Genomic DNA, 25,785 nt, shown 5'->3' on the forward strand with positions numbered 1-25,785 from the left:
CGTACGGAGATAGGAGTGGTCGTGGCCGGACAGGGCGCCAGAGCGACCCACCGGGCGTCGGGCCCGCCCCCCGCCGGCCTGGTGGCCGCGACGGCGCGGCAGCGGCCGTCCATGCGCGGGGTGCGCGTCGCCGTCCTGAACTTCCGCGAGCCGCTGCAGTCGGTGGCGGGCGGCGCCGAGGAGTACGCCTGGCAGGTCAGCCGCCACCTGGCGGGGCAGGGGGCGTCGGTCACCTTCGTCACCTCCAGGGAGGCCGGGCAGTCCTCGGCCGAGGTGCGCGACGGCATCGCGCTGCGGCGGATGGGTAACCCGTTCCTGGTCTATCTGCTGGTCCCGCTCTGGATGCTGCTGCGGCGCCGGCGTTTCGACGCCGTCATCGACTGCATGAACGGCATCCCCTTCTTCGCCCCCCTGGTCGTGAGACGGCGCACGGTCGTCATCTCCCTGGTGCACCACGTGCACGACCGCCAGTTCTACGCCTTCTTCCCGCGCTGGCTGGCCCGTATTGGCTGCTTCGTCGAGGGACCGGTCGCCCGGCTGGTCTACCGGCGTCGCGCGACCGTCACGGTCTCGGAGTCCTCCAGGAACGAGTTGCGCGAGCGGCTCGGCTGGCTCGCGCCGATCCAGGTCATCCCGAACGGCAGCCCGGCGGCGCGCCTGGTCGCGAGCGGCGGGGACGTGGCGGGGGACCCCGCCGTGGTCTACCTCGGCAGGCTCGTGGGCCACAAGCGCGTCGAGCGGGTGGTGGACCTCGCCGGAGACCTCGAAGAGGCCTGGCCCGGCATCCACGTGCACGTCATCGGGCGCGGCTGCGAGCAGGAGCGGCTCGCGGCCCACGCCGCCCGCCGCGGCCTTCGGGACCGGGTCCACCTGCACGGCTTCCTGCCCGAGGCCGCCAAGAACGCGATCCTGGGGGCGGCGCGGGTCAACATCACCGCCTCGGAGTTCGAGGGCTGGGGGCTGACCGTGATCGAGGCCGCCGCCCTCGGCGTCCCGACCGTCGCCTTCGACGTCGCGGGACTGCGCGACTCGGTGCGCGACGGTGTCACGGGCTGGCTGGTCAGGGAGGGGGAGGCGCTGGCCGACGTGGTGGACCGCGCGTTGAGGGAACTGTCGGACCCGGCCAGGCGCGAGGAGATCCAGCAGGCGTGCAGGCTCTGGGCCGCCGAGTTCACGTGGGGGAGAACGGGCGCTACGATGACCGGATTAATCACCACAGAACTATCTAAAAACGGTCGTTACCTTCATGTATCCGATCTCTGTCTCGCCGCGGGTGAGACCGACCCGCCATAAGTGACTGTGATCTCCGAGGCGTGGATCCGCCGCCTTTCCGCACCTCCCTCCGAGTTCGGAGCCTCCGACACCGGACTCCGCCGCAGGCTCAGGTTGCTCGCCGGATGCCTCTTCCTCGCGGCCGTCGCCTTCAACATGGCGCCGGGCATGCTCATCGCCGAGACGAAGCTGGACATGCCGATCAATCCGATCGGCTTCCTCTCCCAGGCGCTGAACATGTGGGACCAGGACTATCTGGGACACCTGCAGAACCAGGCGTACGGCTACATCTTCCCGATGGGTCCCTTCTACACCCTCCTGATCAACGCGGGCATGCCCCCGTGGGTGGTGCAGCGGCTCTGGGTGACGCTGATCCTGTGCGTGGCCTTCGTCGGCGTCGCCCAGGTGGCCAGGGCGCTGCGGATCGGCGGGCAGCTCGCCGGGGTGCTGGCCGGTCTCGCCTACGCGCTCGCCCCGCACGCGCAGGCGCTCATGGGGTTCAACTCCGTGGAGTTCGCCCCCAGTGCGGTCCTGCCCTGGGTGCTGCTCTTCCTCGTCAGGGGCGCGCGGGGGGAGATGAGCCCGCGCAGGGCCGCGTGCCTGTCGGCGCTGGTGTTCCTGTTCGCGGGCGGCGTCAACGCCGCCGCCGAGCTGGCCGTGCTCGTCGTACCGATGATCTATTTGCTGACCCGGGCGCGCGGCCCGCGCAAGCGGCGGCTGATCGCCTGGTGGCTCGGCGCGATCGCCGCGGTGTCGTTCTGGTGGCTCGCTCCCCTGGTGATGCTCGGCCGGTACGTCTTCTCCTTCATGCCCTTCACCGAGAACGCGTGGACGACCACGGTCGTGGGCTCGTTGACCAACGTGCTGCGCGGTATGAACAGCTGGGTGGCCTTCCTGCCGGTGGACGGCCGCCCCTACCTGCCCGCCGCCTACGAGCACGCCACGGTGCCCTGGCTCGTGCTGGTCACCGCGCTCGTCGCCGGGCTGGGGCTGGCCGGGCTCACCCTCGTGCGCACGCCCGAGCGGCTCTTCCTGCTCCTGACCACGCTCCTGGGCGTCGCCATCCTCGTCGCGGGACACACCGGGCCGCTCGCCGAACCCCTCCGGGCGCTGCTGGACGGCCCGCTCGCCCCGTTCCGCAACCTGCACAAGTTCAACGCGCTCGTACGGCTGCCGCTGGTGCTCGGACTCGCCGCGCTCATCTCCTACGTGGGGGCGCGCAGGGCCGTGGTCCGCATCCCCGTCGCGGTGGCGGGGGCCGGGCTGGTCGGGCTGACCCTCGTCCCCGTCGCCGCCGCGGGCATCGCCCCGAGCGGCGCGTTCGCCGACGTCCCCGAGCACTGGCGGCAGGCGGCCTCCTGGCTGGACGAGCGGGCCGACCAGGGAACCGTGCTGGTCCTGCCGGGGGCCCGGCGGGGCGAGTACACCTGGGGGCGCCCGCTCGACGAGCCGTTCCAGCCGCTGCTGAAGAAGGCCCGCTGGGTGAGCAACACGATCGTGCCGTGGGGCACGGCCGGCTCCAACCGGCTCGTCAAGGCGATCGACGACCGCTTCGCCAACGGCCAGGGGTCGGAGGGGCTCACCCTGACGCTGCGCCGGATGGGCGTGCGCTACCTGCTGATCCGCAACGACCTCGACAGGGTCGCCTTCGGCGACGCGTGGCCCGCCCGCGTGCACGAGGCGCTGGACCGCTCTCCCGGCCTGAGCCGGGTGCGCGGCTTCGGGCCCACGGTCGGTTTCGAGGACTCCCAGACCGGCGCGGGCTGGCTCGACCAGCCGTACACGTCCCTGGAGATCTACGAGGTCGCCGGGGCGCGTCCCGTCGTCGGCACGGTCGCCGCGGAACGGCCGCTGCGGGTCTCCGGCGGCCCCGAGGCGCTGCTCACCATGGCGGAGGAGGGCGTCCTCGGCGACGACCGGCCGGTGATCCTCGGCGACGACCCCGGCGCGGACGCGATCCCCGCGGCCGACACCGTGCTCACCGACACCATGCGGCGGCGCGAGTTGGTGGTGAGTGACCTGCGCAGGCCGTACGGCGAGACGATGACGCCGGATGAGCCCTACGAGGGCTACGGGCCCGTCCACGACCTCACCGATCCCGCCTGGGCGGAGCCCAAGACGGTCGCCGTCCTCAGCGGGATCAAGGGGGTCACCGCCTCCTCCTCGCAGTCCAGGCTCGGCGTGACCCCCGGAACCCGCGACGGCGGGCAGCAGCCGTACGCCGCGGTGGACTTCGACCTGCGCACCGGCTGGCGCTCCACCGGCTGGAAGCCGCCCACCGAGCAGTGGCTGGAGGTCCAGCTCACCGAGCCGATCTCGGTGCCCTCCATCCAGGCCGTCTTCGAACGCTCTGAGGACGCGGTGACGGTCTCCGAGGTCATGGTGGAGACCGACACCGGCAGGGTGCGCACCCGGCTCGGCCTCACCTCGCTGTGGGAGCGGCTGAACGTCCCGCCGGGCAGGACGTCCAGGATTCGGATCCGGGTCACCGGCGTCCTTCGCGACCCCAACCCCCGGGTCGGCATCACCGAGCTGTCCATCTCCGGGGTCCGCCCCGGGCGCACGCTCGTGGTGCCCGGGGCCTCCTCGGCGGACCCCGCGTCGCCGGGACAGACGGTCGTGACCAGCCGGACGGACGCCGCCCCCGGCTGCATGCTCGGCTCCTACGCCTGGACCTGCGCGAACAGGCTGCGCTTCGTGGGCGAGGACGGTTACGCCTTCGACCGCTCGGTTCCCGTCGCCACCGGAAGGCGCGTGCTGGAGGGCAGGGCCGTGCTCGCCGACCAGCGGGTGGCCGAGACCGTGCTGATGCCCGCCGGGAGCTTCCCGCGCGCCACGGCCTCCTCCACCGCGGGCGACATCCCGGCCACCGGCGCCTACGCGGCCTTCGACGACGACCGCAGGACCATCTGGTACGCCGGGGACAAGGACCTGACGCCCTCGCTCTCCGTCGAGCTGGGCAGGAAGGTGACCCTGTCCCGCCTGCGCGTCGACTTCCCCGACACCAGGCTGGGCGCCCCGCCGGTCCGGGTCACCATCACGACCGACGGCGGCGTCCGGTACGCCTGGGCCTCGAAGGACGGGTGGATCCGCTTCGCGCCGATGAGGGCGAGCCAGGTGAAACTCACCTTCGGCGCCCTCGGCTCCTGGCGGATGGAGGTGCTCGGGGTGGCCGTTCCGGGGGTCGCGCCGCTGCCCACCCCGGACACGCAGCCGGTGAGGATGCCCTGCGGGTTCGGCCCGACGCTCACCGTCAACGGGGTCGAGACGCCCACGGAGATCCACAGCGGGACCCTGGGCGACCTGCTCAACGGCCGTCCGGTCGGCTACCGGGCCTGCGAGGCGGTGTGGACGCGGGGTGGCACGCTGCGGGTGCGCGCCGCCGCGCTGCAGGGCTTCCGGGTGGACTCGATGGTCCTGCGCGCCACCGGAGGCGCCGGGCGCGGAAGCGATGTGAGCGAGAGCGCCGGAAGCGGGAACGGCGAAGGCCGGGGCGTCGAGGGCGGCGCCAAGAGCACCGTCAAGAGCGGCGCCAAGGGTGGTGCCGGGAGCACCGGGAACGGCGGGAGCGTCACCGGCGGCGCCGGAGGCACCGAGCGCGCGGCGGCGCCGGTGACCCTGCGGCCCGCGACCGTCGAGAGCTGGGACGCGGGGGAGCGCCGGGTCAGGGTCTCCACGACGGAGCCCTCCTATCTGGCGCTCGGCGAGAACTTCAACAGGGGCTGGCAGGCGTCGTTCGGCGGGCGCGTGCTGGAACCGGCCCGGCTGGACGGCTGGCGGCAGGCGTGGCTCCTGCCCCCCGGGAGCGGGACCGTCGTGATGACGTACACCCCCGACGGCCTCTACCGGACGTCGCTGATCGCGGGCTGGGCGCTGGTCGCGCTGGTCGTCGTGCTCGCGCTGGCCCGGCCCCGCCCGGCCCGGAGGCTTCCGGCGTCGCCGCCCGCGGTGGTGCGGGCGGCCTGGCTGTGGCCGCTGGCCCCCGCGCTGGGCCTCCTGGCCGAGGGCTGGGCCGGTGCCGCGCTGGCCGGTCTGGTCGCGGCGCTCGCCCTGTGGCTGCGGGGCGTCGCCGGGGCCGAGCACAGCGCCGGTGGCCGGCCGTACCGGATCGGCCGGGTGCTGCTCACGCCGTTCCCCGTGGTGGCGGCGCTCGGCGCGGCCGGTCTCGCGCTCGGCTACGGCGGAGACGCCGGGGCGGTGGCGGCGCAGTATCTCTGCCTGGTCGCGCTGGGCCTGCTGCTCGCCGCGGCGCGCGTGCCCCCGCCGTCCCGCCCGTGGCTGCGGGTACGGACGCAGGACGGTCCCCTCCGACCCGCGGAGCGACGATGATCGACCAGAGGCTGCGCGGCGTGCTCGTCCTGGTCGCCGGTGCCTTCCTGATCACGCTGGCCGCGCTGGTGCGCCTCTACGTGTATCCCAGCGGCCTGGTCCTGCCCGCCGCGCAGGACCGGATCACCAAGCTGACCACCGAGTCGGGCTCCTACTTCGACGCCGCCACCCTGAGCACGCACCGGGGCGTCCCGCTGGAGACGGCCGTGGCCAGGTACGGGGACATGGTCAGGTCCACGCCCGACGTCGCGGTGTGGACCGAGTTCGTCTCCCTCGCCACCCGCGACGGGCGGCGCGTCGACTATCACGAGCGGCGCGCGGCCTTCGACCGCCGTACGGGGCAGGCGGTCAACTGCTGCGAGAACTACGTCGACGAGAACGCCGACCCCGCCCCGCGCGGGCTGGTGTTCCGCTGGCCCTTCGACGCCAGGCCGGTCGCCTACCAGGTCTACGACCCGCTCGTCCGGCGCCCGGTGGCCGCCCGCTTCGAGGGGATCGAGACCCTGTACGGCGTCCGGGTCAACCGCTACGCGCAGCGCCTGGTCAACGAGCGGCTCGTCCAGCAGGCCATGGAGCTGCCCGGGTCGGTCCTCGGCCTGGGCGGCGAGAAACCGTTCCCCGTCAACGCCTACCTCGACGGGACCCGCACCTTCTGGGTGGAGCCGGAGAGCGGCATGGTGATCGGATTCAGGGAGAACCTGGTCAAGACCCTGCGCACCCTCGACGGCCGGGGGCGGCTGGTCGCGCTCGCCGCCGACATGCGCACCAGCACCGGGGACGAGCGGTGGAACGCCGGGGAGGCGGAGCAGTTCCGCCGCTGGTCGACGCTCGTCAACCGGGTGATCCCGCTGTCGTGCGCCGTACTCGGCGCGCTGCTGCTGGTGGCGGGCCTGCGCGTGCGGGTCCGCGCCCCCGCTCCCGATGGTCCCGCTCCCGCGGACGGTCTCGGCGGGGACGGTGGGGACGGCGGAGACGGGGTCAGCGCCGGCGGCGGAGCCGCAGCGCCGGAGCCTCGACCAGCCGGTGGCTGAGGTCGGCGAGTAACACGGTGAACGCGGTGCACACCACCAGGGTCGTCAGCAGGCCGCCGGTGAAGGTCTGCTGCCCGGTCAGCTCGTACCATCCCACGATCACCACGAACTGCCACAGGAAGACGCCGTAGGAGATGCGGCCGAGATAGCGCATCACCCGGTTGCCGAGCAGTGAGCGCAGCGGCGAGGGCTCGGAGGTCTGCAGGGCCACGGGAGAGAGCAGGGCCAGGACGAAGACCGTGTAGAGGGTCATCTCGAAGATGTCCGTCCACAGGTCCTGGATCTCGAAGAGGCGGCCCCCCGCGACGGGGCTGGCCGCGACGGCGTAGACGAGGGCGGCGATGATCCAGCAGGTCACCCACGACTCGCGCAACCCTCTGGTCAGCCGCCGCACCGGGGCGTCCGGGTCGGTCTCGGCGTGCGCCCAGAGCGAGACGACGGCCAGCGCCATGCCCGTTGCGAAGTAGAGCATCGACCGGGGGAGCCAGAGCCCGAGTTCGGGCCGGTGCACCGGGACGTGGCTGTAGATCGCCCAGAGGGGGGAGACCAGGGCGAGCGCGCAGATGCCGGTGAGCAGCAGCCGGGCCCTGGCCACCGGGTCCGCGCCGCGCCGGGCCAGGGCGCGCAGCGCGACGGCGATCAGCGGGAGGGCGAGATAGAAGGTCATCTCGACCGACAGGCTCCACATCTGCCCGAGCCCCGGCGGGCTCGCGCCGGCCCACCACGGGTCGGGGACGTAGTTCTGCACCAGCAGCAGGAAGGGCAGCCAGCTGACCGGGTCGGCCGCCTGCGGCCACGACCACAGCGACAGCGCGACGGCGACCACGAGCCAGTACGCGGGTAGGATGCGCAGCGCGCGCTTCCACAGGTAGTCGCCGGTGCCGGGGTGCGCCTTGCCCTCCATGGCCTCCCGGGCCCAGGGCCGGTAGAGGAGGAAGCCGGAGAGCAGGAAGAATATCGGCACCCCGATGTCGCCCCGGGAGAGCAGGGCGGGAAGGAATCCCTCCTGGAGGGAGGCGCCCGTCGTGCTCGCCACGTGATAGAGCAGGACGCCGAAGGAGGCGACCGCGCGGACGCCGTCCATGGCGTCGAGATGCCCGCCGACCGCGGGAAGATCCCGTACGTCCCTGCCGGTCAACTCCCGCCGAACCGGCATAGAACCTGTTTCGGTCACTTTTTGGCATCCCTGGTGACGTAGATGATTCCCAGCACTAACATATCGCGAAATGGAACTTGTTATAGGGCGATCGGGATACATGTATAGCGGACGGCCCTTGGAGGAGCGATGCGTCGCGTCATCGGTTTGGTATTGATCGGAATCGGGGCATTCCTCATTGTTCTCGCGCCACTCGTACGGTTCCAGGTGGCGTCCAGTCTCATCGCCGCCCCCGCCGACCAGTACGGCGTCAGCAAGCTGGAGGCCATCGGGGCGCAGTACTTCAGCATCGGCGATCTCAAGGTGATGACGGGCGACCTCGACATTACCGTCACCACCAGGGGAGACGTCACCGGGGCCGAGGGTGACCGGGTCGTCTGGGACGAGTTCACCGCGATCAACGACGTCACCAACGGCAACCCCAACATCTCGATCTCCGAGCGCCGCAGCGCGTTCAACAAGTACACGGGCGAGGGCGTCAACTGCTGCGCCGTCAACATCGACAAGAAGCCCGTGCAGCTCCAGGGCCAGATCTACAAGTGGCCCTTCGACGTCGAGAAGAAGACGTACAGCGTGTTCAACTCGACCACCGGCAAGGCGTTCGACGCCAAGTTCGTCGCCGAGGAGCAGGTCGGGGGGCTGTCCGTCTACAGGTTCGAGCAGGCCATCCCGCCGACCAAGACCGACACCATCACCGCCCCTGCCTCGGTCCTCGGCATGACCGAGACCGGTGACGTGCAGGTGGACCGCGTCTACGACGGCGTCAACACCTTCTGGATCGAGCCGGCCACCGGCTCTCCGGTGCGGCAGGAGCAGCAGCGCCACGAGGTGCTCAAGACCCAGGACGGGATCGAACGCTCGCTGGCCCTCGTCGCCACCGCGAAGATGACCCAGGAGACCGAGGACGGCCTGGTCAAGAACGCGCTCGACAGCAGGAACAGCATCACGATGCTCAAGACCACGATCCCGCTGGTGCTTTTGCTGGTCGGCCTGGTCCTGGTCGTCACCGGCCTTCTGCTCATAAGGCGCCGCAGGGACGTCTGAGAGCCCGGGGGCGTCCGAGCCCCTGACGGACGACGACGGAGAACGACCGAGGGAGGCCGCGGGCACACGCCCGCGGCCTCCCTCTTTCCTGTTCCCGGCGAACGTCACTGCAACACGTTCCACCTTTTTTCGCCTCTTCATTACTCACGAGTAGCTTAGGTTCTCGACCAGAAGAAAGGTTCTACACTAGAACGCGTTGCAGTTAGTTTGGAGCGGTCGTACAGTCGCAGCATGCGGACACGTGTTACCGAGATGCTCGGGATTGAGTTGCCGATCTTCGCGTTCAGTCACTGCCGTGACGTCGTCGCCGAGGTCAGCCGCGCGGGGGGTATGGGCGTGCTCGGCGCCCTCTACTTCACCCCCGAGGAGCTCGAAATTGAGCTCAAGTGGATCGACGACCACGTCGACGGCAGGCCGTACGGCGTCGACGTGGTCATGCCCGCCTCGTACGCCGGTTCCGACCTCGGCGTCGACTCACCGGAGGACCTCGTGGGACGGCTCCAGGGGATGATCCCCCAGGGGCACAGGGAGTTCGTCGACGGCCTGCTCGCCGCCCACGGCGTGCCGCCGCTGTCGGCCGACGCGGACGCGGGGAGGGTGCTGCTCGGCTGGACCGACGCCACCGCCCGTCCGCAGGTCGAGGTGGCGCTCCGGCACCCGATCGCGCTGCTCGCCAACGCGCTGGGCCCGCCGCCCGCCGACGTGGTCGACCAGGCTCACGCCAAGGGGGTGAAGGTCGCCGCGCTGGCCTCCACTCCCCGGCACGCGATCAAGCAGGTCGAGGTCGGGGTGGACATCGTCGTCGCCCAGGGCACCGAGGCGGGCGGGCACACCGGGGAGATCTCCACGATGGTCCTCATCCCGCAGGTGGTGGACGCCGTCGACGTCCCCGTACTCGCCGCGGGCGGCATCGGCGACGGCCGGCAGATGGCCGCCGGGCTCGCGCTCGGCGCCGAGGGCGTGTGGACGGGCTCGATCTGGCTCGCCGTGGAGGAGGCCGACACCTCCGAGGTGGTCAAGCGCCGCATCCTGGAGGCCACCTCGCGCGACACCGTGCGCTCGCGGTCCTGGACCGGCAAGCCCGCCCGGCTGCTCAAGAACGAGTGGACCGACGCCTGGGAGTCCCAGGAGTCGCCCGGCACGCTCCCGATGCCGCTGCAGTTCATGCTGATCTCCGAGGCGCTCCGCCGGATCGGCCGTTCCGACGCGACCGAGCTGGCGACCTTCCCCGCCGGGCAGATCATCGGCGCGATGAACCAGGTCAGGTCCACCCGGGACGTCGTCTTCGGCATGATCGAGCAGTACGTCGAGGCAATGGAACGATTGGGCCGCATTACCAACGAGTAGGTAGCTCATACCTGGACGAATGGGCTAAGAACTCATCAGAGCCGATGAGTTTGGAGAATGATGGCGTCCCCCCAGGTCACCGACCGTGTCACCGATCCCCTGAGCGGACCCTCGCGGGTCTTTCCGGGGGATCGGCGGGTACTCGGCGCCGCGCTCGTCCTCGTCGTGGCCCAGCTGGTCTGGCGGGCCGCGATCCTGCAGCGGGGCGGTTTCTTCGGCGACGACCTCAACATGGTGGGCCGGGCCGCGGCCGAGCCGTTCGGGCTCGACTACCTCTTCGGCGTCTACTCCGCGCACGTGATGCCGGTCGGGATGATCGCCAACACGGTCGTCACCTCGCTCGGCGCGTACAACTGGACGGTGACCGCGGCGGCGCTGCTGCTCTTCCAGCTCGCCGCCTCGCTCGCCGTGTACCGCATGCTGCGCGTGTTGTTCGGGGCCCGCTGGGCGATCCTGGTGCCCCTGTCCCTCTACCTGTTCACGCCGCTGGCCCTGCCCGCCTTCTACTGGTGGGCGGCGGCGGTCCAGGCCCTGCCGCTGCAGGCCGCCATCGCCATGGCGGTCGCCTCCCACGTGACGTTCCTGCGGTCGGGGCGGGGCGTGGACGCACTCGTGACGGGGCTGTGGTTCCTGTTCGGGCTCGGCTCCTTCCACCTCAAGGCCGTCTTCGCCATCCCCCTGCTGCTCGTCATGATCACTGTCCTGTACTTTCCGGTCCGCGAGCGCCTGCGCTCCCTGGCGACGGCGTTCGGCGCGTACGCGGTCATGGCGGGCGCCTACTCGATCCTGTTCTTCCTGCAGCTCGACCGCCTGCACGGCCAGGCCATCGGGGCGCCCGCGTCGGAGGTGGCGGGCAGGGCCATGGCGCGCATGCTGGGCGTCACCCTCCCCGTGCTCGCGGCCGGAGGCCCCGGGCCCTGGTGGTACAAGTTCTACGCGGTCCCGCCGCCGCTGCTGATCGGCGCGTCCTGGCTGCTCATCGCGGTGGTCGTCGCCGTCACCCTGGTCTTCAGGCGGGGGGCGTGGAAGGCGTGGCTGATCCTCTGCGTCTATCCGCCCCTCCTGATGGTGCCGATCCTGGCCGGACGCTCCCTGGACCGCGCCCTGGGCGAGGAGGCCCGCTACCTCGCGGACGTGACCCCGGTGCTCGCCCTCTGCCTGGCGCTGGCGACGCTCCCGCTGCTGGGCGAGGCGCGCCCGTACCGCAGCCGGATCCCGGCCCGCGCCGCCGTCAGGGCCGGCTGCGTGCTGCTGGCGGCCGGAGTCGCCGCCTTCTCCGTCTACTCCGCGCAGAGATACGTGACGGGGACGGAGCCGGGCCGGGCCGAGATCCGCTCCTACCTCGCCTCGGTGCGGACCACGCTGGCCTCCGCCCCGCCGGGCAGTGACGTCTACCCCCAGCAGACCCCCTACGACCAGTTCGGCTTCGGGTACGGGGACGAGGGGCTCAGCCACCTCACCCTCAGCCCGCTGGCCCCGCCCGAGCTGGCCGCCCTCATGCGCAACCCCCGGCCCGCCACCGCCCCGCTCGTGCTCGACGCCACCGGGCGCCGTCTCGTCCCGGCCCGCCTCACCGGCCCCTACGTCGCCGCCCCCGGCGGCTGCTTCCCCCAGCGGGGCGGCCTGATCTCGATCCCCCTCGCGCACAAGGGCGGCATGGTCGTCCTCGGCCTCGACTACCGCTCCACCGCCCGGACGGCGGCCTACGTGCACGTCGGGGAGCAGGAGGTCGAGATCGTCCTCGAACAGGGAGCCGGCAGGATCCACATCCCCTTCACCGCCCCGGGCGCCTCCGTACGGGTGGAGGTCCTGTCGCCCGACACCCAGGTCTGCGTCATCGGCGGCCTCTTCGGCGGCCCGGTCCCCTTCTAGCCGCGCCGCCCCGCGCCGCGCACGCGGGCCGGCCGCGTGGCGACGGCCTCGCACGGTGGACGGCCGGGCTCGGTCGCGGCGAATCGGGTGAGGACGGCGGAGGCTTCCGGCCCTGATCTACCCGTCGCGTGAGCCGGCCAGCTCGTGGACGCCCTTGAGCAACCTGTCCACGTCGGACTCGTCGGTGTAGGGCGCGATTCCCGCGCGGAGGGCGCCGGTGTCGCCGAGGCCCAGGCGGCGGGAGCACTCCAGCGCGTAGAAGCTGCTCGCGGGCGCGTTGACGCCGCGTTCGGCCAGGAAGCGGTAGGCGTCGGCGGGCCTGACGTGGTCGACGGAGAACAGCGTCGTGGGGGTGCGGCTGCGCGACGTCGCGCCGTACAAGGTCACCCCGGTGATCTCGGCCAGACCGGCGTCGAGCCGGTCGAGCATCACCCTCTCGTGCCCCTCCAGCGCGGTCATCGAGCTGGTCAGGCGTTCGCGCCGGGTCCCCTCGCCCGGTACGAGAGCGGCCAGGAAGTCGACCGCCGCCGTCGTGCCGGCGAGCAGCTCGTACGGCAGCGTGCCCAGCTCGAAGCGTTCGGGCACCGCGTCGCTGGAGGGGAGCAGCTTGTCGGGGTGGACCGTCTCCAGCAGGCCGGGGTCGGCGGCGAGCACGCCCAGGTGCGGCCCGAGGAACTTGTACGGGGAGCAGGCGTAGAAGTCGGCGCCCAGCCGCCCGACGTCGACCAGGCTGTGCGGCGTCAGATGCACGCCGTCGACGTAGAGCAGCGCCCCGGCCGCGTGCACCCGCTCGGCGATCGCCGGGATGTCCGGGCGGCTGCCCAGCAGGTTCGACGCGGCCGTGACGGCCACCAGCCTGGTGCGCCCGGTGAGCAGGCCGGTGATCGCGGCGACGTCCAGCTCGCCGCTCTCCGGGTCGAAGTCGGCCCGGCGCACCGTGACCCCGCGCGCCTCGGCGGCCTGCACCCAGGGCCGGATGTTCGCGTCGTGGTCCAGCGTGGTGACCACGACCTCGTCACCGGGGCTCCACTCCTTGGCGAGCGCGCGGGCCATGTCGTAGGTGAGCTGCGTCATGCTCCGGCCGAACACGATGCCGCCCGGCGTGGCGCCGAGCAGGTCGGCCATCGCCCGGCGCGCCTCGGTCACGATCCCGTCGGCGCGCCGCTCGGCGGCGGTCTCGACACCCCGGTTGGAGACGGCGGCACGCAGCGCACCGGCCACGGCCTCCGCGACCGGCTCGGGCACCTGCGAGCCCCCCGGCCCGTCGAAGTGCGCCGCGCCCTCGTCCAACGCGGGGAAGTGCGCCCGTACGGCCGCCACGTCATACGTCATGGATTCTCCAAGATCACGGTGACCACCCGTTCTGTTCCTTGGGTGGATCTCCAGGGTACGAGGAGGGGGTCACGGCCGGATCCGCCGGCGATGGGCGGACGCCGTGGCCGCTCCCTTCCCGATCAGGACCGGGCACTCACGGGCGGGGGATGAGGGGCGCGGGCATTCCGTCGGTGAACAGTCGCGCGTCGATCTGGTCGAGGGCGACGCGCAGAGCGCCGAGGGCGACGCTGTCCGCGCCGAGGTTGGACGCCCTGATCTCGGGGACGCGCAGGCACAGGCGGCGTAGCTCGTGCGCGAGCGGGTCGATGATGAGGTCCGCGGAGCGGGAGTAGCCACCGCCGAGGACGACGACCTGCGGGTCGAGGGTCAGCACGAGGGCCGCGGCGCCGACGGCGAGGTCTTTGACGTAGCGGCGGAGCGCGGTTCTGGCGTCGCGGTCGCCTTCGCGGGCGCGTTCGAAGACCCAGGCGGCCTTGTCGTTGGGATGGATGTCGCCGGGAACCCCGGGGCAGTTCTCGATGTGGGAGGGGGCGGAGAGCCAGCGGACCGCTTTGAGCGCGCCGATCTCGCCGGCCGCTCCGCCATAGCCGCGCCGCAGGGTGCCGTCGAGGATGAGACCGGCGCCGGTTCGCATGCCCGCCAGCAGGTAGACGATGTCGTCGGCGTCCTGCGCGGCGCCCTGCCAGCGTTCGGCGACGGCGGCGAGCTTGCAGTCGTTCTCGACCAGGATCGGGCAGGCGAACCGGGTCGCGAGGTGCTCGGCGGGAGAGACGCTCGCCCAGCCCGGCAGCGGGGTGAACAGCGTGGTCCGGCCGGTCGCGTCGACGGGGCCGGTCACCCCGACCGTCACCGCCCAGATCTGGTCCGGCCGCATCCCGGCGGCGGTCAGACATTGGGTGATGGCGGTGTCGACGGCCTTGAGGCGCGCGGCCGGGTCGGCGTCGGGCTCGACCGCCAGCCGGTGGCTGCGCAGGACCTTTCCTTCGAGGTCGGCCAGCAGAACGAGTATTTTGTGGCCGCCGACGTCGACGCCGAGCACGTACCCGGCGTCGGCGTTGAAGTGGTAGCGGCGGGCCGGGCGGCCGACGCTGCTGCCGTCGGGTTCGACGACCTTCACCCATCCGTCGGTGACCAGCCCGCGGACCACGACGTCGGTTCCTGGCCGGGACAGACCGGTGCGGGCGGCGAGTTCGGTGACGGTGGCGGGTGGCTGACCCCGCATCGCCCGGACGATGCTGAGCGAGTTGAGCTCGCGGAGCTTGCTGACATCGACTCCGGCCGCCTCGGTCACCGCTACCCCCAATTCAGCGTCACTGAAGTGCCCCCAATTATGCTTCACCAAAGCGAAATTCTAGCGGCACGTCACGAGATCGGATACTGCTGCCCCAGGTTCAGCGCGGCGGTGAAGTCGACGGGGCGGCCGTCGACGGTGAAACGGTACCTGCCTTCCTGGACGATCTCGGGCTGCCGGCCGAGGTAGGCGACCATGTGTTCGAGCTCGTCGGGGTTGAGCCAGGACGGCGGGTCGGAGACGGCCTTGAACCCGCAGATCGCGGCGAGATCGTGCAGCCAGCTCATCTGGGTGTCGGTGAGCAGGTTGAGGCGGCTGCGGAAGTACACGATGTCGGGGTCGACCTGGGCGAGCGGGGACTGCCACAACCGGTGCAGCGTGTTCACGACGGCGTTGAAGGCCATCGCGTCCGAGGGGTCGTCACTGGCGTAGTTGGTCCACAGCGGGGCGACGTCGGGGCCGCTGCGCAGCCCGTCGACCAGTCCGAGCGAGGGCAGCAGCAGAGCGCCGCTGCCGAGCAGGTAGACCTCGGGGCCCGCGACCCGGCGGATCAGGGCGAGCGCGTCCCGGTAGGCCTGCTCGCGAGGTGCCCCGGAGTGGCGGACGCCGGGGACGGCGCCGGCGTTGACGAAGTCGAGTTTGAGGTAGTCGAATCCCCATTCGTGAACCACACGGTGGATCAGCTCGGTGAGGTGTGCCTGGACGCCGGGGTGGGTGACGTCGAGGGCCCAGTAGCCGACGCCCCAGTTGTGGCCGGCGACGACCGGCTCCCCGCCGGCGTCGCGCAGCAGGAACTCGGGATGCTCGCGTGCGGTCGCCGAGGTGGGCAGCACGATGAACGGCGCGAGCCACAGGCCCGCGCTCATCCCGGACGAGGTGATCCGCTCGGTCAGGGCCCGCATCCCGGAGGGGAACTTGTCGTTGGGCCGCCAGTCTCCGACGGCCCGCTGCCAGCCGTCGTCGATCTGGACGACGTCGAACGGCAGACCGGCCAGCGCGGCGATGTCCTTGTTCAGCAGCTGTTCGGTGATGCCCTCGTAGTAGGCGTACCACGTGCACCACACGTTGCCGGCGCGCCGGTCGCTGCTGCCCAGCCTCTCGGCCAGCCGCTCGGCGTAGTGAGCGAAGACCTCCTGCTCGGGGCCGTAGGCGATGAACCAGGGCGCGCCATCGTCCTCGCACCAGCCGACGAGGGTGTCGTGGTCGGCGGCCAGGCGGGGGGTGCCGAGTCCCAGCGAGCCCAGCAGCAGCACCCGGCCGTCGGGGCCCTGCAGCGCGGCCACGGCCGAGGAGTGGTGGCGGGCCGGATCGTCCCAGACGGTGTCGTCGGCGGTGAGGCGCCGTTGGGGGTTGGCGATCCGCAGCGGGGCCTCGCTGAGGCGCCGCCATCCGCACGGGCTCCAGGAGTTCTGGCCGTGGCGGTAGAACAGGGCGTCGCCGAGACCGTGCAGGATCGCGATCCGGCCTGGCGGCAGGACCAGACCGCCGCCGACGGGCTCGGGGGGCTCGGAACCGGTGAGTTCGACCGCGAAGTCGCGCCCGGCCAGGTCGACGAGCAGGGGCATGGTTCTCCTTCGAGCAGCGGTGGCCGTCCGGCGGGATGCTCAGCGTGGATCCCGCCGAACGGGGCAGAGGATGGAACGGTCAGCCGAACAGGCCGTTGACCTGCTGATTCGCCTTCGTCAGCGCCTCAGCGGGGTCGGACTGGCCGAGAATGACCGACTGCAGGGCGTCCTGCACGATCTGGCTGATCTCGGTGCCGTGCTCGGTGATCGGCAGAATGAACGTGCCGCCGGGAGTCTTGGTGTAGTCGACGTACACCTGCACGTCACGACCCTTGGCCTTGTGGGCGGCCAGCGCCTTCTCGGTCGAGGTCTTGATCGCGGGGAACACCACGGCGTTGCCGCCGACCACGTCCTGGCAGTCGGACGACCCGAGATACTTCACCCACTTCCACGCGGCGTCCTTGTTCTTGGTGCCCGCCCAGATCGCGTCCGACAGGCCGTTGATGGCGCTCTTGCGGACTCCGGCCGGGCCGACGGGCAGGGGGGCGAGCGCGAACTTCTGCTTGGCGTCGGCGCCCAGGTAGGTGTTGATGGTCCAGGAGCCCGCGATCGTCAGCGCGGCCTTCCCCGAGTTCATCACCGCGTCGATGCCGAGCGTCGACTGCTTGTCGAACCGGGGCGCGTACCCCTTGTCGGTCAGCGCCTTGTACCAGCCGATGGTCTCGATCAGTTTGGGGTCGTCGTACTTGTACTTGGTGCCCCACGGGTTCTTGTCCAGGTAGGTGAAGCCGTTGGCGGCGGCCAGCTCGCCCCACCCGTTCTGGCCCTGGGAGCCGTCGTTCCACTCCGGCTGGTACCCGTAGACCTTGACGTTGTCCTTGTCGAAGGCCGGGTCCAGGCCGTTGCGGCCCTTGTCGTCGACGGTGAGCTTGGCGATGGTCTGCTCGAAGGTCCCGCCGTCGGCAGGGTTCCAGGTGAGGTCGGCCAGGTCGGCGGCCTTGACGCCGGCTTTGTCGAGCATCTCGCTGTTGTAGACGATCGCCTCGGTGTCCCAGTCCTTGGGCAGCCCGTACCGGCTGCCGTCCTTGGTCCAGAGGTCGGCCAGCCCATCCTGGTACTGGCTCAGATCGACCTTGTCGGCGTCGACGTAGGGCTGGATGTCGAGGAGCTGCCGGCTGGAGACGAACTGCGGGTAGTACGAGACCTGGTTGGTCCACACGTCCGGGGCCTCGCCGGCGGCCAGTTGCGTGGTCAGGTTCTGCCAGTACTGCGCCCAGGCCGTCTGAGTGATCTTGACGGTGATGTTCGGGTTCGCGGCGTGGAAGGCGTCGGCGCAGGCCTGGTAGGAGGCCTGCTGGTTGTCGTCCCACAGCCAGTAGTTGAGCGTGACCTGGCCGTTCGCCGGGTCGCCGGTCTCGGAGCCGCCGCACGCGGTGAGTGTGGTGCCCGCCAGCAGCCCGCACAGCAGCGCTGTGCCGACCCGCTTCCTATTGATCATCGAGGTGCCTCTTCCTGGGGGGTGGGGCCGAGGGTCGGGAAAAGTTCCCTCTTGCCTTGTTCACTCTCTCGAATAATGATGTGGCTCATCGAAAATTTGTCAAGGCTGGCTCATAAATGCCTTGGCGGACGTCACTGGAGGCTTCGATGGTCCACTCCCCGATCAACCGGCCCGCCCGGATGGCGCTCGTCGCCGTCCTGGCCGCGGTCGCGGCGGCGCTGCCCGCCCCGAGCTCGACCGCGGCCGCGCGACCAGGCTGGCGGGCCCTGCCGGCGGCGGAGGCTCCGGACGCCAATCCGCTGAAGGGCTTCATCCCCTACGCGGGTGGCTATTCGACGTTCCCGCACTCGATGGAGTGGTTCTACCTGCCGCTGAACGCGGTGATGACCGGTCCCGACCGGTTCGACTGGCGGCCCCTGGAAGAGCAGCTGAACGCGATCGCCGCCCGAGGTCACCAGGCGGCGTTCCGGTTCTATCTGGACTATCCGGGCAAGCCCAGCGGCATTCCGAAATTCCTGCTCGACCAGGGCCTGCTGACCCGCCCGTACGACGACTTCGAAAACAACCGGCAGAGCGTGTCGCCCGACTACGACGACCCGAACCTGGCCGCCGCGCTCGACCGGTTCATCGCCGCGCTCGGCCGTCGCTACGACGGGGACCCCCGGGCGGGATTCATCCAGCTCGGCCTGCTGGGCTTCTGGGGGGAGTGGCACACCTGGCCGCACAACGGCGACCCCGGAACGGAGAACTGGTTCGCCTCCCAGGCCGGGCAGATCAGGGTGCTGCGGGCCTTCGACGAGGCGTTCGACAAGACCAAACTCATGGTCCGCTATCCCAGCGCCGACAACAAGGCGCTCGACATGGGCTACCACGACGACTCCTTCGCCTACTCCACCCTGCCGGGGCCCGGCTGGCACTTCATGGACCTGATGGGGCAGGCCGGGACCACCGACAAGTGGAAGACCGCTCCGGTCGCCGGTGAACTCCGGCCCGAACTACAGGGCTGCATCTTCAACACCCCGATGGACTGCGCCAGCGACGGAGACAAGAACTTCGCCGACGGCGTCACCCAGACCCACGCCTCCTGGCTGCTCAACCACTACGCCTTCAGCCCCGGCTACACGGGCGCCGCCTACGACAAGGCCCTGGCCGGCGCGAAGTCGCTGGGCTACCTGCTGCGGGTCACCGCGGTGAGGACCGGCCACCGGCGCCACGGCCTCGACCTCGCCCTCCGGATCCAGAACGACGGCGTCGCCCCGTTCTCCTACGACTGGCCCCTTCAGGTGGCCGCCGTCGGCCGCGACGGCCGGATCGCCAAAACCTGGACGACGTCGTGGAAGCTGACCGGCGTCATGCCCGGCGTCCCGGCCGAGCTCACCGCCGCCCTGCCCGCCGCGGGCCTGCGGAAGGGCGACTACACGCTGGTCCTGCGGGCCGCCAACCCGTTGCGGAGCGGCATGCCGCTGCGCTTCGCCAACGCCGGCCAGGACACCACCGTTCCCGGCTGGCTCACACTCGGCCGGACCCGGGTCTCCTGACCCCGGGCCGTCCACCCATCGGGGAACTCCATCCACCCCCCTTCAACGGAGGTCACCACCCCATGCATCCCCTCCTGGCGCGGTCCTGCCGTGCCGCCGTCGCCCTCGCCGTCGGGGCGCTGCTGACGCTGTCGTCGGCGGCGCCCGCGGCGGCGGCCCCACAGGGTCCGCCCCCCAGGCCCGCGCCCCCCACGGCCCCCGACCCCTCCTTGGCCGTCCACCCGCTCGCCCCGGTCGACAGCCCGGTGGACAACCCGCTGAAGGGGTTCGCCCGCTTCTACAGCCCGGGCGGCGACCAGAACCAGGGCTACCCCCACTCGCTCACCTGGACCTACTTCGGGCTCTCCGAAGTCATGACCAACGCCTCCAACTGCGGCTCCTACGACTGGTCGCTGGTCGACAGCGCCCTCAACGAGAGCGCCTCCTACGGCAACCAGGTCGCGCTGCGGTTCTACATGGAATACCCCGGCGGCTCCGGCAGCCACCCGGCCAACGCCATCCCGCACTGCTTCGACGGCCACGTCGACTACCGGACCAACACCTACTGGGGCACCACCAGCCCCGACTACGACAACGCCTACCTGGTCACCGCCCTGAAGAACTTCATCGCCGCCTTCGGCGCCCGCTATGACGGCGACCCGCGCGTCGGCTTCATCCACACCGGCCTCGTCGGCCTGTGGGGCGAATGGCACACCTGGCCCTACGACACCGACACCGGCGGCGACAGCTACCCCAACTACATGCCGACCGACGCCAACGGCACGCAGATCTTGCAGGCCTACGACGACGCCTTCGACACGACCAAGCTCGAGGTCCGCTATCCGGGCGCCGGCGGGGCCGGGGCCAAGAACCTGCGCATCGGCTACCACGACGACTCGTTCTGCTACCGCGAGGGAAGCCCGCTCGCCGGGGTGACCCTGCCCCAGTCGCTGGGCGGCGCGAGTTACGCCCAGCTCCAGCGGGCGATCGACCAGGGCGTGGAGAACAAGTGGATCACGGAGTCGATGGGCGGCGAGGTCCGGCCCGAGATCCAGTCCCAGGCCTTCTCCTTCTGGCCCGGGGGGTCGGGCCAGGTGGACGACATGAAGGCCTGCATCGAGCTGGAGCACGCCACCTGGAAGATCAATGAGCAGAGCGCCGGGTACGGCGCGACCGATCCCAAGGTCGCGGCCGCGGTACGGCTCATGGGCTACAACCTCGGCGTCACCAACGCCTACTACCCGAACGCCGCGACCGGCACCGCGAAGGTCGGCGTCCAGATCGGCAACGACGGCGTGGCCCCGTTCTACTACCCGTGGACGGTGACTCTGGGCCTGAAGAACGGCTCGGGAAGCGTCGTCAAAACCTGGGACACCCCCTGGGACCTGCGCACGGTGATGCCCCGCAAGATCAGGGCTTTCCCCGACTGGAACGTGGGCTCCGACCCCACCTACCTCGACTACGGCTACCCCCAGTACTTCGCGACCACCGTCAACCTGTCCGGTGTCGCCACCGGCGGCTACCAGCTCGTCATGCGGGTGAAGAACCCGCTGGAAGCCGTCAGCGCCAACGCCAAGAAACTGCGCTTCGCCAACGCCACCCAGAACGCCGACGGCTGGCTCGGGCTCGGCGCCATGACCGTCGGATCGGGCGGCGACCAGGTCGCGCCCAGCGTGCCGGCCGGGCTGACCTCGCCGTCCTCCACCACCACCTCGGCCGCCCTGGCGTGGAACGCCTCGACCGACAACGTCGCGGTCACCTCCTACCAGGTGCTGCGCAACGGCTCCCCGGTGGGTGCGACCGCCACCACCTCCTACACCGACACCGGCCTGACCCCCGCCACCTCCTACACCTACACGGTCAAGGCCCTCGACGCCGCGGGCAACTCCTCGGCCGCCTCATCACCCCTCACCGTCACCACGAAGTCCACGTCCACTCCGCCGTCCGGCACGGTGGAGGCGGAGAGTTCGGCCAACACCCTGACCGGCGGCGCCGCGACCGGGTCGTGCCCGGCGTGTTCGGGTGGCTCCAAGGTCGGCTACATCGGCAACGGCGCTACCCTCACCTTCAACAACGTCGCCGCGAGCGCCGCCGGAACCCATACGCTGACGATCTCCTACCTGTCGGCGGTGGCTCGTACGGCGACGGTCAGGGTGAACAGCGGGGCGGCGACGACCGTCGACTTCCCGGCCACCGCCGACTGGAACACCGTCGGCACTCGCACCCTGAGCGTCTCCCTCGCGGCGGGGAACAACACCGTCACCGTCGCCAACCCGAGCGGCTGGGCCCCCGACATCGACAAGATCACCGTCACCTCCACGTCCACTCCGCCGTCCGGCACGGTGGAGGCGGAGAGTTCGGCCAACACCCTGACCGGTGGTGCCGCGACCGGGTCGTGCCCGGCGTGTTCGGGTGGCTCCAAGGTCGGCTACATCGGCAACGGCGCTACCCTCACCTTCAACAACGTCGCCGCGAGCGCCGCCGGAACCCATACGCTGACGATCTCCTACCTGTCGGCGGTGGCTCGTACGGCGACGGTCAGGGTGAACAGCGGGGCGGCGACGACCGTCGACTTCCCGGCCACCGCCGACTGGAACACCGTCGGCACTCGCACCCTGAGCGTCTCCCTCGCGGCGGGGAACAACACCGTCACCGTCGCCAACCCGAGCGGCTGGGCCCCCGACATCGACAAGATCACCGTCACTCCAAGCTGAGCCCGGCCGGATCCCCTGTGGAACGACCCCGGACCGGCAGCGGTCCGGGGTCTCCGCTTTCTCTCAGGGAAACCATGAACGACCTTCGCCGGGGCGTCATCGGCGCCGGACGACGCGGCATTCTCGCCGCGGACGCCCACCGGCCCGGCCGGGGATGTGGGATCCCCGGCCGGGCCGGTGGGCGGTCCCGCGTCATCGTCTTGCGCGACAGCGGTGGGCGTCCCGCGTCACCACCTTGTGTGACACCGACCCCACGATGCCGGAACTCAGCGCCCGCCGGTTCGGAGGGAAGGCGCCGGCGACGTGGGCGCCGTCATTTGATGCCGGAGAAGTTCAGGGACTGCACCAGCCGCTTGCCCAGGAAGATCAGAAGGAGGAGCACCGGGACGACGGACAGGACCGATCCGGCCATCAGCCCGGTCCAGTCCGGTGCCGTGTTCGGGGACTGTTGAAGGAACACGCCCAGCCCGACGGTGAGGACCCGGGTGCCCTCCCCCCTGCCCACCAGCAACGGCCACAGATAGTCCTTCCAACTCCAGATGATGGTGGTCAGCCCGATGGTGATCAGCGGGCCGCGGCTCATCGGAAGGACGATCCTCCAGAACATCCCCCACCGGCTGATGCCTTCCAGCGTCGCGGCCTCCTCCACGTCCCTGGGGATCGACAGGAAGAACTGGCGCAGGAAGAACACCGCGAAGGGCGTCATCAGCAGGCTGGGGAGCACCAGTCCCGGAATGGTGTTCAGAATCCCCAGTTCTTTGACCAGGACGAAGTTCGGCAGCAGCGTGAAGATCGGCGGCACCATCAGCGCGGCGACGATGATCCCGAATGCCAGGTCCCGGCCCGGGAACCGCAGTCGCGCGAAGGCGTAGCCCGCCATCGCGCAGCAGAAGGTCTGCACGGTCGCGATCAAGCCGCTGTAGACCAGCGAGTTCATCGTGTACCGCAGGAACTCGAGCTGCGCGCCCGACCCGCCCGCGGCTCGCGCCTGTTCGGAGTCGACCATTCCCAGCACACGCTTGAAGTTGATCAGTGTGGGGTGGTGCGGCCACAGCGCGGTCGAGTCGCGGTAGAGGTCGGCCGCGGGAGTGAGCGCCGTGCGGATCATCCAGTAGAAGGGAAAGACGGTGAGCACGATCGCGGCGATGAGGGCGACCCAGGCCATACCTCTGCCGATCTTCATTCCCGAGAACATCGAATGGCTCCTTAGCCCAGGTCCGAGTGCGACGAGCGCAGCATCCGCATCTGCACGGCCGTCAACAGGCCGAGGACCACCACGAGGACCATCGCCACGGCCGCGGCGTAGCCCATGTGGAAGTAGGTGAACGCCTGCTGGTAGATGTAGTAGTAGATGACGCGGGTCTCCGGGATCGGGGCCTTCCCGCCGTACACGACCGCGACGGTGTCGAAGATCTGGAACGAGCCGATCAGTGACACCACCAACACCAGCGCCAGAATCGGCCGTAGGAGCGGCAAGGTGATCGACCGGAACATCCGTGCCTCGCCCGCGCCGTCGATCGACGCGCTCTCATACAGGTGCTGCGGTATCTGCAGCATTCCGGCGTAGAACAGCAACGCGGTGTACCCGGTGTAGGCCCAGCTGTTGACCAGGGCCACCAGGGGCATCGCCCACGTCGGAGAGTTGAACGACAGGGTCGTGTCCAGACCGGCCGACCCGAGGAGGTGGTTGACGAATCCCAGATCCGGATCCAGCAGCCACGCCCACAACAGTCCGACCGTCACGTTCGGCACCAACCACGGAACCAGCAGTGCCGCACGCAGCACGACCGACCGGGTCAGGCGATGCATCAACGCCGCCAGACCCAGCGCGAGCACCGTCTGCGAGAAGATGTTCACCACCACGTAGTAGGCCGTGACCTTCAGCGCGTTCCAGAACTGCTCGTCGTCGATCAGGTGCCGATAGTTGTCGGCGCCCACGTACGACGGGTCGTTGAGCAAGCTGTAGTCCGTGAGCGAGTACCAGACCCCCTGGACCGTCGGATAGGCATAGAAGACCAGGAAACCTACGATCACCGGCAGCAGGAACAGCCACCCGACCCGCCGGTCGTCCCGCCGCTTCCGCCGGCCGACTCCGTGACCTGCCGGTCCCGAGCGTCGCGCCGCCCCGGCAGCGAGCCGTGTCCCAACCGCGTTCATGCGCCGCTCCTACTCGGTAGCTCATTCGTCGGCGTCCCAGCGGCCCGCCCATCGGATAATAATGATGTAGGCTAGCGAAAATTTGTCAATAGCTAATCATATTTATGGGAGCGCGCCACAGAGCGGGCCGCGCAGGGAAGGGTGTGACTCGAAGGATCCAAGGAGCCGCGTCCGCCCGTACGGTGCGGCCGGTCCCGCGGTCGCGCTCCACGACCGGGGCTCCCTCGACCGGGGCTCCCTCGACCTTGAGGACCTCGCCGCCGGGGGCACCCGCTTTCGCCCGCATCTCGCGCTCGCCGGCCCACACGCCGTACGCCCGCAGGGGGCCGGCCGACGGCCTCGCGCCGCCTCGTCGACGACACCGGCCGGCTCCGCGTCGCCTGAAAGGCCGAGGTCCCGCGCCGCGGTGGGCCGGGCCGCCTCGACGGCGTCCTCGGCCTGGCGCCGGCCGAGGACCTCATCGTCGACCGCGGCCCGTGCGCCGCCTGGACACCGCCGGCCCCGGCCGGTTTCTGCTCCTGAGCCTCCGCTCTTGAGCCTCTGCTCCTGAGCCTTAGCTTTTGAGTCTCCGCTCTTGAGCCTTCGCTTTTGAGTCTCCGCGCCACGGCTCCGTCAGCGGCGTGTCGTTCGAAGACGGTCTCGGTGGTTCGCGGGGCGTCCCTGACACGTGGTCCCGGGGGGTGGCCGGGCCGGGCCGCGCCGCGCGGGAAGCCCGAGAGGGGTCACTCGCCCCGGTAGGCGGCCGGGCGCTTCTCGCGGAAGGCCCGGGAGCCCTCCTTGGCGTCCTCGGAGCCGATGACCGGCCAGCCGATGGCGTCGGAGACCTTCAGGGCCTCGGCCTCGGGCAGGCCCAGGGTCTCGCGGTAGGTGCGGAGGATGGCCTGGACGGCGAGGGGGCCGCACTCGGCGATCTGGGCGGCGATCTCCAGGGCGACCGTCAGCGCCTGGCCGTCGGGGACGACCCGGTTGACCAGGCCCATGTCCAGCGCCTCCCGCGCGGTGACGGCGCGACCGGTCAGCAGGATGTCCATGGCGAAGGCGTACGGGATCTGGCGGGGGAGGCGGATCGCGGAACCGCCCATGGGGAAGAGGGCGCGGCGGGCCTCGAACAGGCCGAGGGTGGCGGACTCGGCGACCACCCGCATGTCGGTGCCGACGAGCAGCTCGGTGCCCCCGGCCACGGCGTACCCCTCGACCGCGCAGACGATCGGCTTCGTCGGCAGCGCGTCGGAGTCGCGCAGCAGGCCCTTCCAGTGGAAGTCGGGGATGGCGGCCGCCCGCTCCCTGACCCGGGCGTCCTGTGACGGGCTGCCCATGGCCTTCAGGTCGGCGCCCGCGCAGAACGTCCCGTGCGCGCCGGTCAGGACGGCGACGCGGACCTCGGGCTCCTCCGAGACGTACGCCCAGGCGTCGGCCAGGCCGACCAGCATGTCGGTGGAGAGCGCGTTCTTCGCCTCGGGCCGGTCCATGGTGACGACCACGATGTGGCCGTCACGTTCGACCCGGCAGTGCGGCGTGCTGATCGGCAGGAGTTCCACGGGACGACCTCCGTTGATTCACCAGGTGTCTGATGGGAAATTCTGGACTCGTATCGTTCCCGCGCGGCATGGTCGCCCGGGGTGGGGGAGGGGTTTCCGGCGGTGCCTGGCGAGACGCCCTCCGGGGTGCCGGACCCTCTCGGAAGGGACGCGTTTTGAGCCGGGTCAAGCGCTTGCTA

16 protein-coding genes are annotated in these 25,785 nt (G+C 70.7%); 8 read left to right on the forward strand and 8 right to left on the reverse strand.

Annotation, left to right across the window (positions count from 1 at the left end; all coding sequences use genetic code 11):
• The first annotated feature begins 21 nt into the window (after positions 1-21).
• Genes ACSDR0_RS15640 through ACSDR0_RS15650 form a run of 3 tightly spaced genes read left to right on the forward strand, consistent with a single transcriptional unit; the run spans position 22 to position 6,632 of the window.
• The gene (locus tag ACSDR0_RS15640; protein ID WP_435289517.1) at positions 22-1,293 is read left to right on the forward strand and encodes a glycosyltransferase family 4 protein; all 1,272 of its coding nucleotides are present in this window, start codon (positions 22-24) and stop codon (positions 1,291-1,293) included.
• Positions 1,294-5,601, forward strand: coding sequence for an alpha-(1->3)-arabinofuranosyltransferase domain-containing protein (locus ACSDR0_RS15645; protein WP_435289518.1), 4,308 nt, complete (start codon positions 1,294-1,296; stop codon positions 5,599-5,601).
• On the forward strand, positions 5,598-6,632 hold the full coding sequence (locus ACSDR0_RS15650) for a DUF3068 domain-containing protein (RefSeq protein ID WP_435289519.1): 1,035 nt from the start codon (positions 5,598-5,600) through the stop codon (positions 6,630-6,632). The genes ACSDR0_RS15645 and ACSDR0_RS15650 overlap by 4 nt, the downstream gene beginning before the upstream one ends.
• On the opposite strand, the gene ACSDR0_RS15655 is transcribed toward ACSDR0_RS15650, so the two are convergent.
• On the reverse strand, positions 6,580-7,788 hold the full coding sequence (locus ACSDR0_RS15655; protein ID WP_435289520.1) for an acyltransferase family protein: 1,209 nt from the start codon (positions 7,786-7,788) through the stop codon (positions 6,580-6,582). The genes ACSDR0_RS15650 and ACSDR0_RS15655 overlap by 53 nt on opposite strands.
• Before the next feature lie 129 nt (positions 7,789-7,917).
• Between ACSDR0_RS15655 and ACSDR0_RS15660 the strand changes: the two genes are divergently transcribed.
• The 3 genes from ACSDR0_RS15660 (at position 7,918) to ACSDR0_RS15670 (ending at position 12,051) form a co-directional block, all read left to right on the forward strand.
• Positions 7,918-8,832, forward strand: a complete 915-nt coding sequence (locus tag ACSDR0_RS15660) for a DUF3068 domain-containing protein (RefSeq protein WP_435289521.1) — start codon at positions 7,918-7,920, stop codon at positions 8,830-8,832.
• Positions 8,833-9,063: 231 nt separating this feature from the next.
• Complete coding sequence (locus ACSDR0_RS15665) at positions 9,064-10,179, forward strand: NAD(P)H-dependent flavin oxidoreductase (RefSeq protein WP_435289522.1); 1,116 nt, start codon at positions 9,064-9,066, stop codon at positions 10,177-10,179.
• A 57-nt stretch (positions 10,180-10,236) separates the two neighbouring features.
• Complete coding sequence (locus ACSDR0_RS15670) at positions 10,237-12,051, forward strand: hypothetical protein (RefSeq protein ID WP_435289523.1); 1,815 nt, start codon at positions 10,237-10,239, stop codon at positions 12,049-12,051.
• A 117-nt stretch (positions 12,052-12,168) separates the two neighbouring features.
• Here the strand turns inward: ACSDR0_RS15670 and ACSDR0_RS15675 are convergent, their stop codons facing one another.
• The 4 genes from ACSDR0_RS15675 to ACSDR0_RS15690 all read right to left on the reverse strand — a co-directional run bounded on the left by ACSDR0_RS15675 (position 12,169) and on the right by ACSDR0_RS15690 (position 17,680).
• Positions 12,169-13,383, reverse strand: a complete 1,215-nt coding sequence (locus ACSDR0_RS15675; RefSeq protein WP_435289524.1) for a cysteine desulfurase-like protein — start codon at positions 13,381-13,383, stop codon at positions 12,169-12,171.
• Between the two features lie 136 nt (positions 13,384-13,519).
• A complete protein-coding gene (locus tag ACSDR0_RS15680) occupies positions 13,520-14,725 on the reverse strand; it encodes an ROK family protein (RefSeq protein WP_435289602.1) in 1,206 nt (401 codons plus the stop codon).
• Positions 14,726-14,748: 23 nt separating this feature from the next.
• A complete protein-coding gene (locus ACSDR0_RS15685; RefSeq protein ID WP_435289525.1) occupies positions 14,749-16,242 on the reverse strand; it encodes a glycoside hydrolase family 36 protein in 1,494 nt (497 codons plus the stop codon).
• 79 nt (positions 16,243-16,321) lie between these two features.
• A complete protein-coding gene (locus ACSDR0_RS15690; RefSeq protein WP_435289526.1) occupies positions 16,322-17,680 on the reverse strand; it encodes an ABC transporter substrate-binding protein in 1,359 nt (452 codons plus the stop codon).
• Between the two features lie 146 nt (positions 17,681-17,826).
• On the opposite strand from ACSDR0_RS15690, the gene ACSDR0_RS15695 reads away from it, so the two are divergent.
• Both ACSDR0_RS15695 and ACSDR0_RS15700 read left to right on the forward strand, forming a co-directional pair.
• Positions 17,827-19,218: a hypothetical protein gene (locus ACSDR0_RS15695; protein ID WP_435289527.1), complete on the forward strand. Its 1,392-nt coding sequence runs from the start codon at positions 17,827-17,829 to the stop codon at positions 19,216-19,218.
• Positions 19,219-19,280: 62 nt separating this feature from the next.
• Entirely contained in the window at positions 19,281-21,911 is a 2,631-nt protein-coding gene (locus ACSDR0_RS15700; RefSeq protein ID WP_435289528.1) for a carbohydrate-binding protein, read from the forward strand.
• Between the two features lie 313 nt (positions 21,912-22,224).
• On the opposite strand, the gene ACSDR0_RS15705 is transcribed toward ACSDR0_RS15700, so the two are convergent.
• The 3 genes from ACSDR0_RS15705 to ACSDR0_RS15715 form a co-directional block, all read right to left on the reverse strand.
• Positions 22,225-23,106 carry a carbohydrate ABC transporter permease gene (locus ACSDR0_RS15705; protein WP_435289529.1) on the reverse strand — a complete coding sequence of 294 codons (882 nt, stop codon included), beginning with the start codon at positions 23,104-23,106 and terminating at the stop codon, positions 22,225-22,227.
• 11 nt (positions 23,107-23,117) lie between these two features.
• Positions 23,118-24,068: a carbohydrate ABC transporter permease gene (locus ACSDR0_RS15710; RefSeq protein WP_435289530.1), complete on the reverse strand. Its 951-nt coding sequence runs from the start codon at positions 24,066-24,068 to the stop codon at positions 23,118-23,120.
• Between the two features lie 722 nt (positions 24,069-24,790).
• A complete protein-coding gene (locus ACSDR0_RS15715; protein ID WP_435289531.1) occupies positions 24,791-25,606 on the reverse strand; it encodes a crotonase/enoyl-CoA hydratase family protein in 816 nt (271 codons plus the stop codon).
• Between the last annotated feature and the right edge of the window lie 179 nt (positions 25,607-25,785).

Origin of the sequence: Streptosporangium sp. G11, from assembly GCF_051192615.1 — a bacterium.
GTDB lineage: Bacteria > Actinomycetota > Actinomycetes > Streptosporangiales > Streptosporangiaceae > Streptosporangium.

Coding starts and splice junctions, on each gene's coding strand:
- ACSDR0_RS15690 (WP_435289526.1), bottom strand. CDS start 17,680: ATGATCAATAGGAAGCGGGTCGGCACAGCGCTGCTGTGCGGGCTGCTG.
- ACSDR0_RS15675 (WP_435289524.1), bottom strand. CDS start 13,383: ATGACGTATGACGTGGCGGCCGTACGGGCGCACTTCCCCGCGTTGGAC.
- ACSDR0_RS15655 (WP_435289520.1), bottom strand. CDS start 7,788: ATGCCGGTTCGGCGGGAGTTGACCGGCAGGGACGTACGGGATCTTCCC.
- ACSDR0_RS15700 (WP_435289528.1), top strand. CDS start 19,281: ATGCATCCCCTCCTGGCGCGGTCCTGCCGTGCCGCCGTCGCCCTCGCC.
- ACSDR0_RS15660 (WP_435289521.1), top strand. CDS start 7,918: ATGCGTCGCGTCATCGGTTTGGTATTGATCGGAATCGGGGCATTCCTC.
- ACSDR0_RS15695 (WP_435289527.1), top strand. CDS start 17,827: ATGGTCCACTCCCCGATCAACCGGCCCGCCCGGATGGCGCTCGTCGCC.
- ACSDR0_RS15705 (WP_435289529.1), bottom strand. CDS start 23,106: ATGTTCTCGGGAATGAAGATCGGCAGAGGTATGGCCTGGGTCGCCCTC.
- ACSDR0_RS15650 (WP_435289519.1), top strand. CDS start 5,598: ATGATCGACCAGAGGCTGCGCGGCGTGCTCGTCCTGGTCGCCGGTGCC.
- ACSDR0_RS15685 (WP_435289525.1), bottom strand. CDS start 16,242: ATGCCCCTGCTCGTCGACCTGGCCGGGCGCGACTTCGCGGTCGAACTC.
- ACSDR0_RS15665 (WP_435289522.1), top strand. CDS start 9,064: ATGCGGACACGTGTTACCGAGATGCTCGGGATTGAGTTGCCGATCTTC.
- ACSDR0_RS15710 (WP_435289530.1), bottom strand. CDS start 24,068: ATGAACGCGGTTGGGACACGGCTCGCTGCCGGGGCGGCGCGACGCTCG.
- ACSDR0_RS15670 (WP_435289523.1), top strand. CDS start 10,237: ATGATGGCGTCCCCCCAGGTCACCGACCGTGTCACCGATCCCCTGAGC.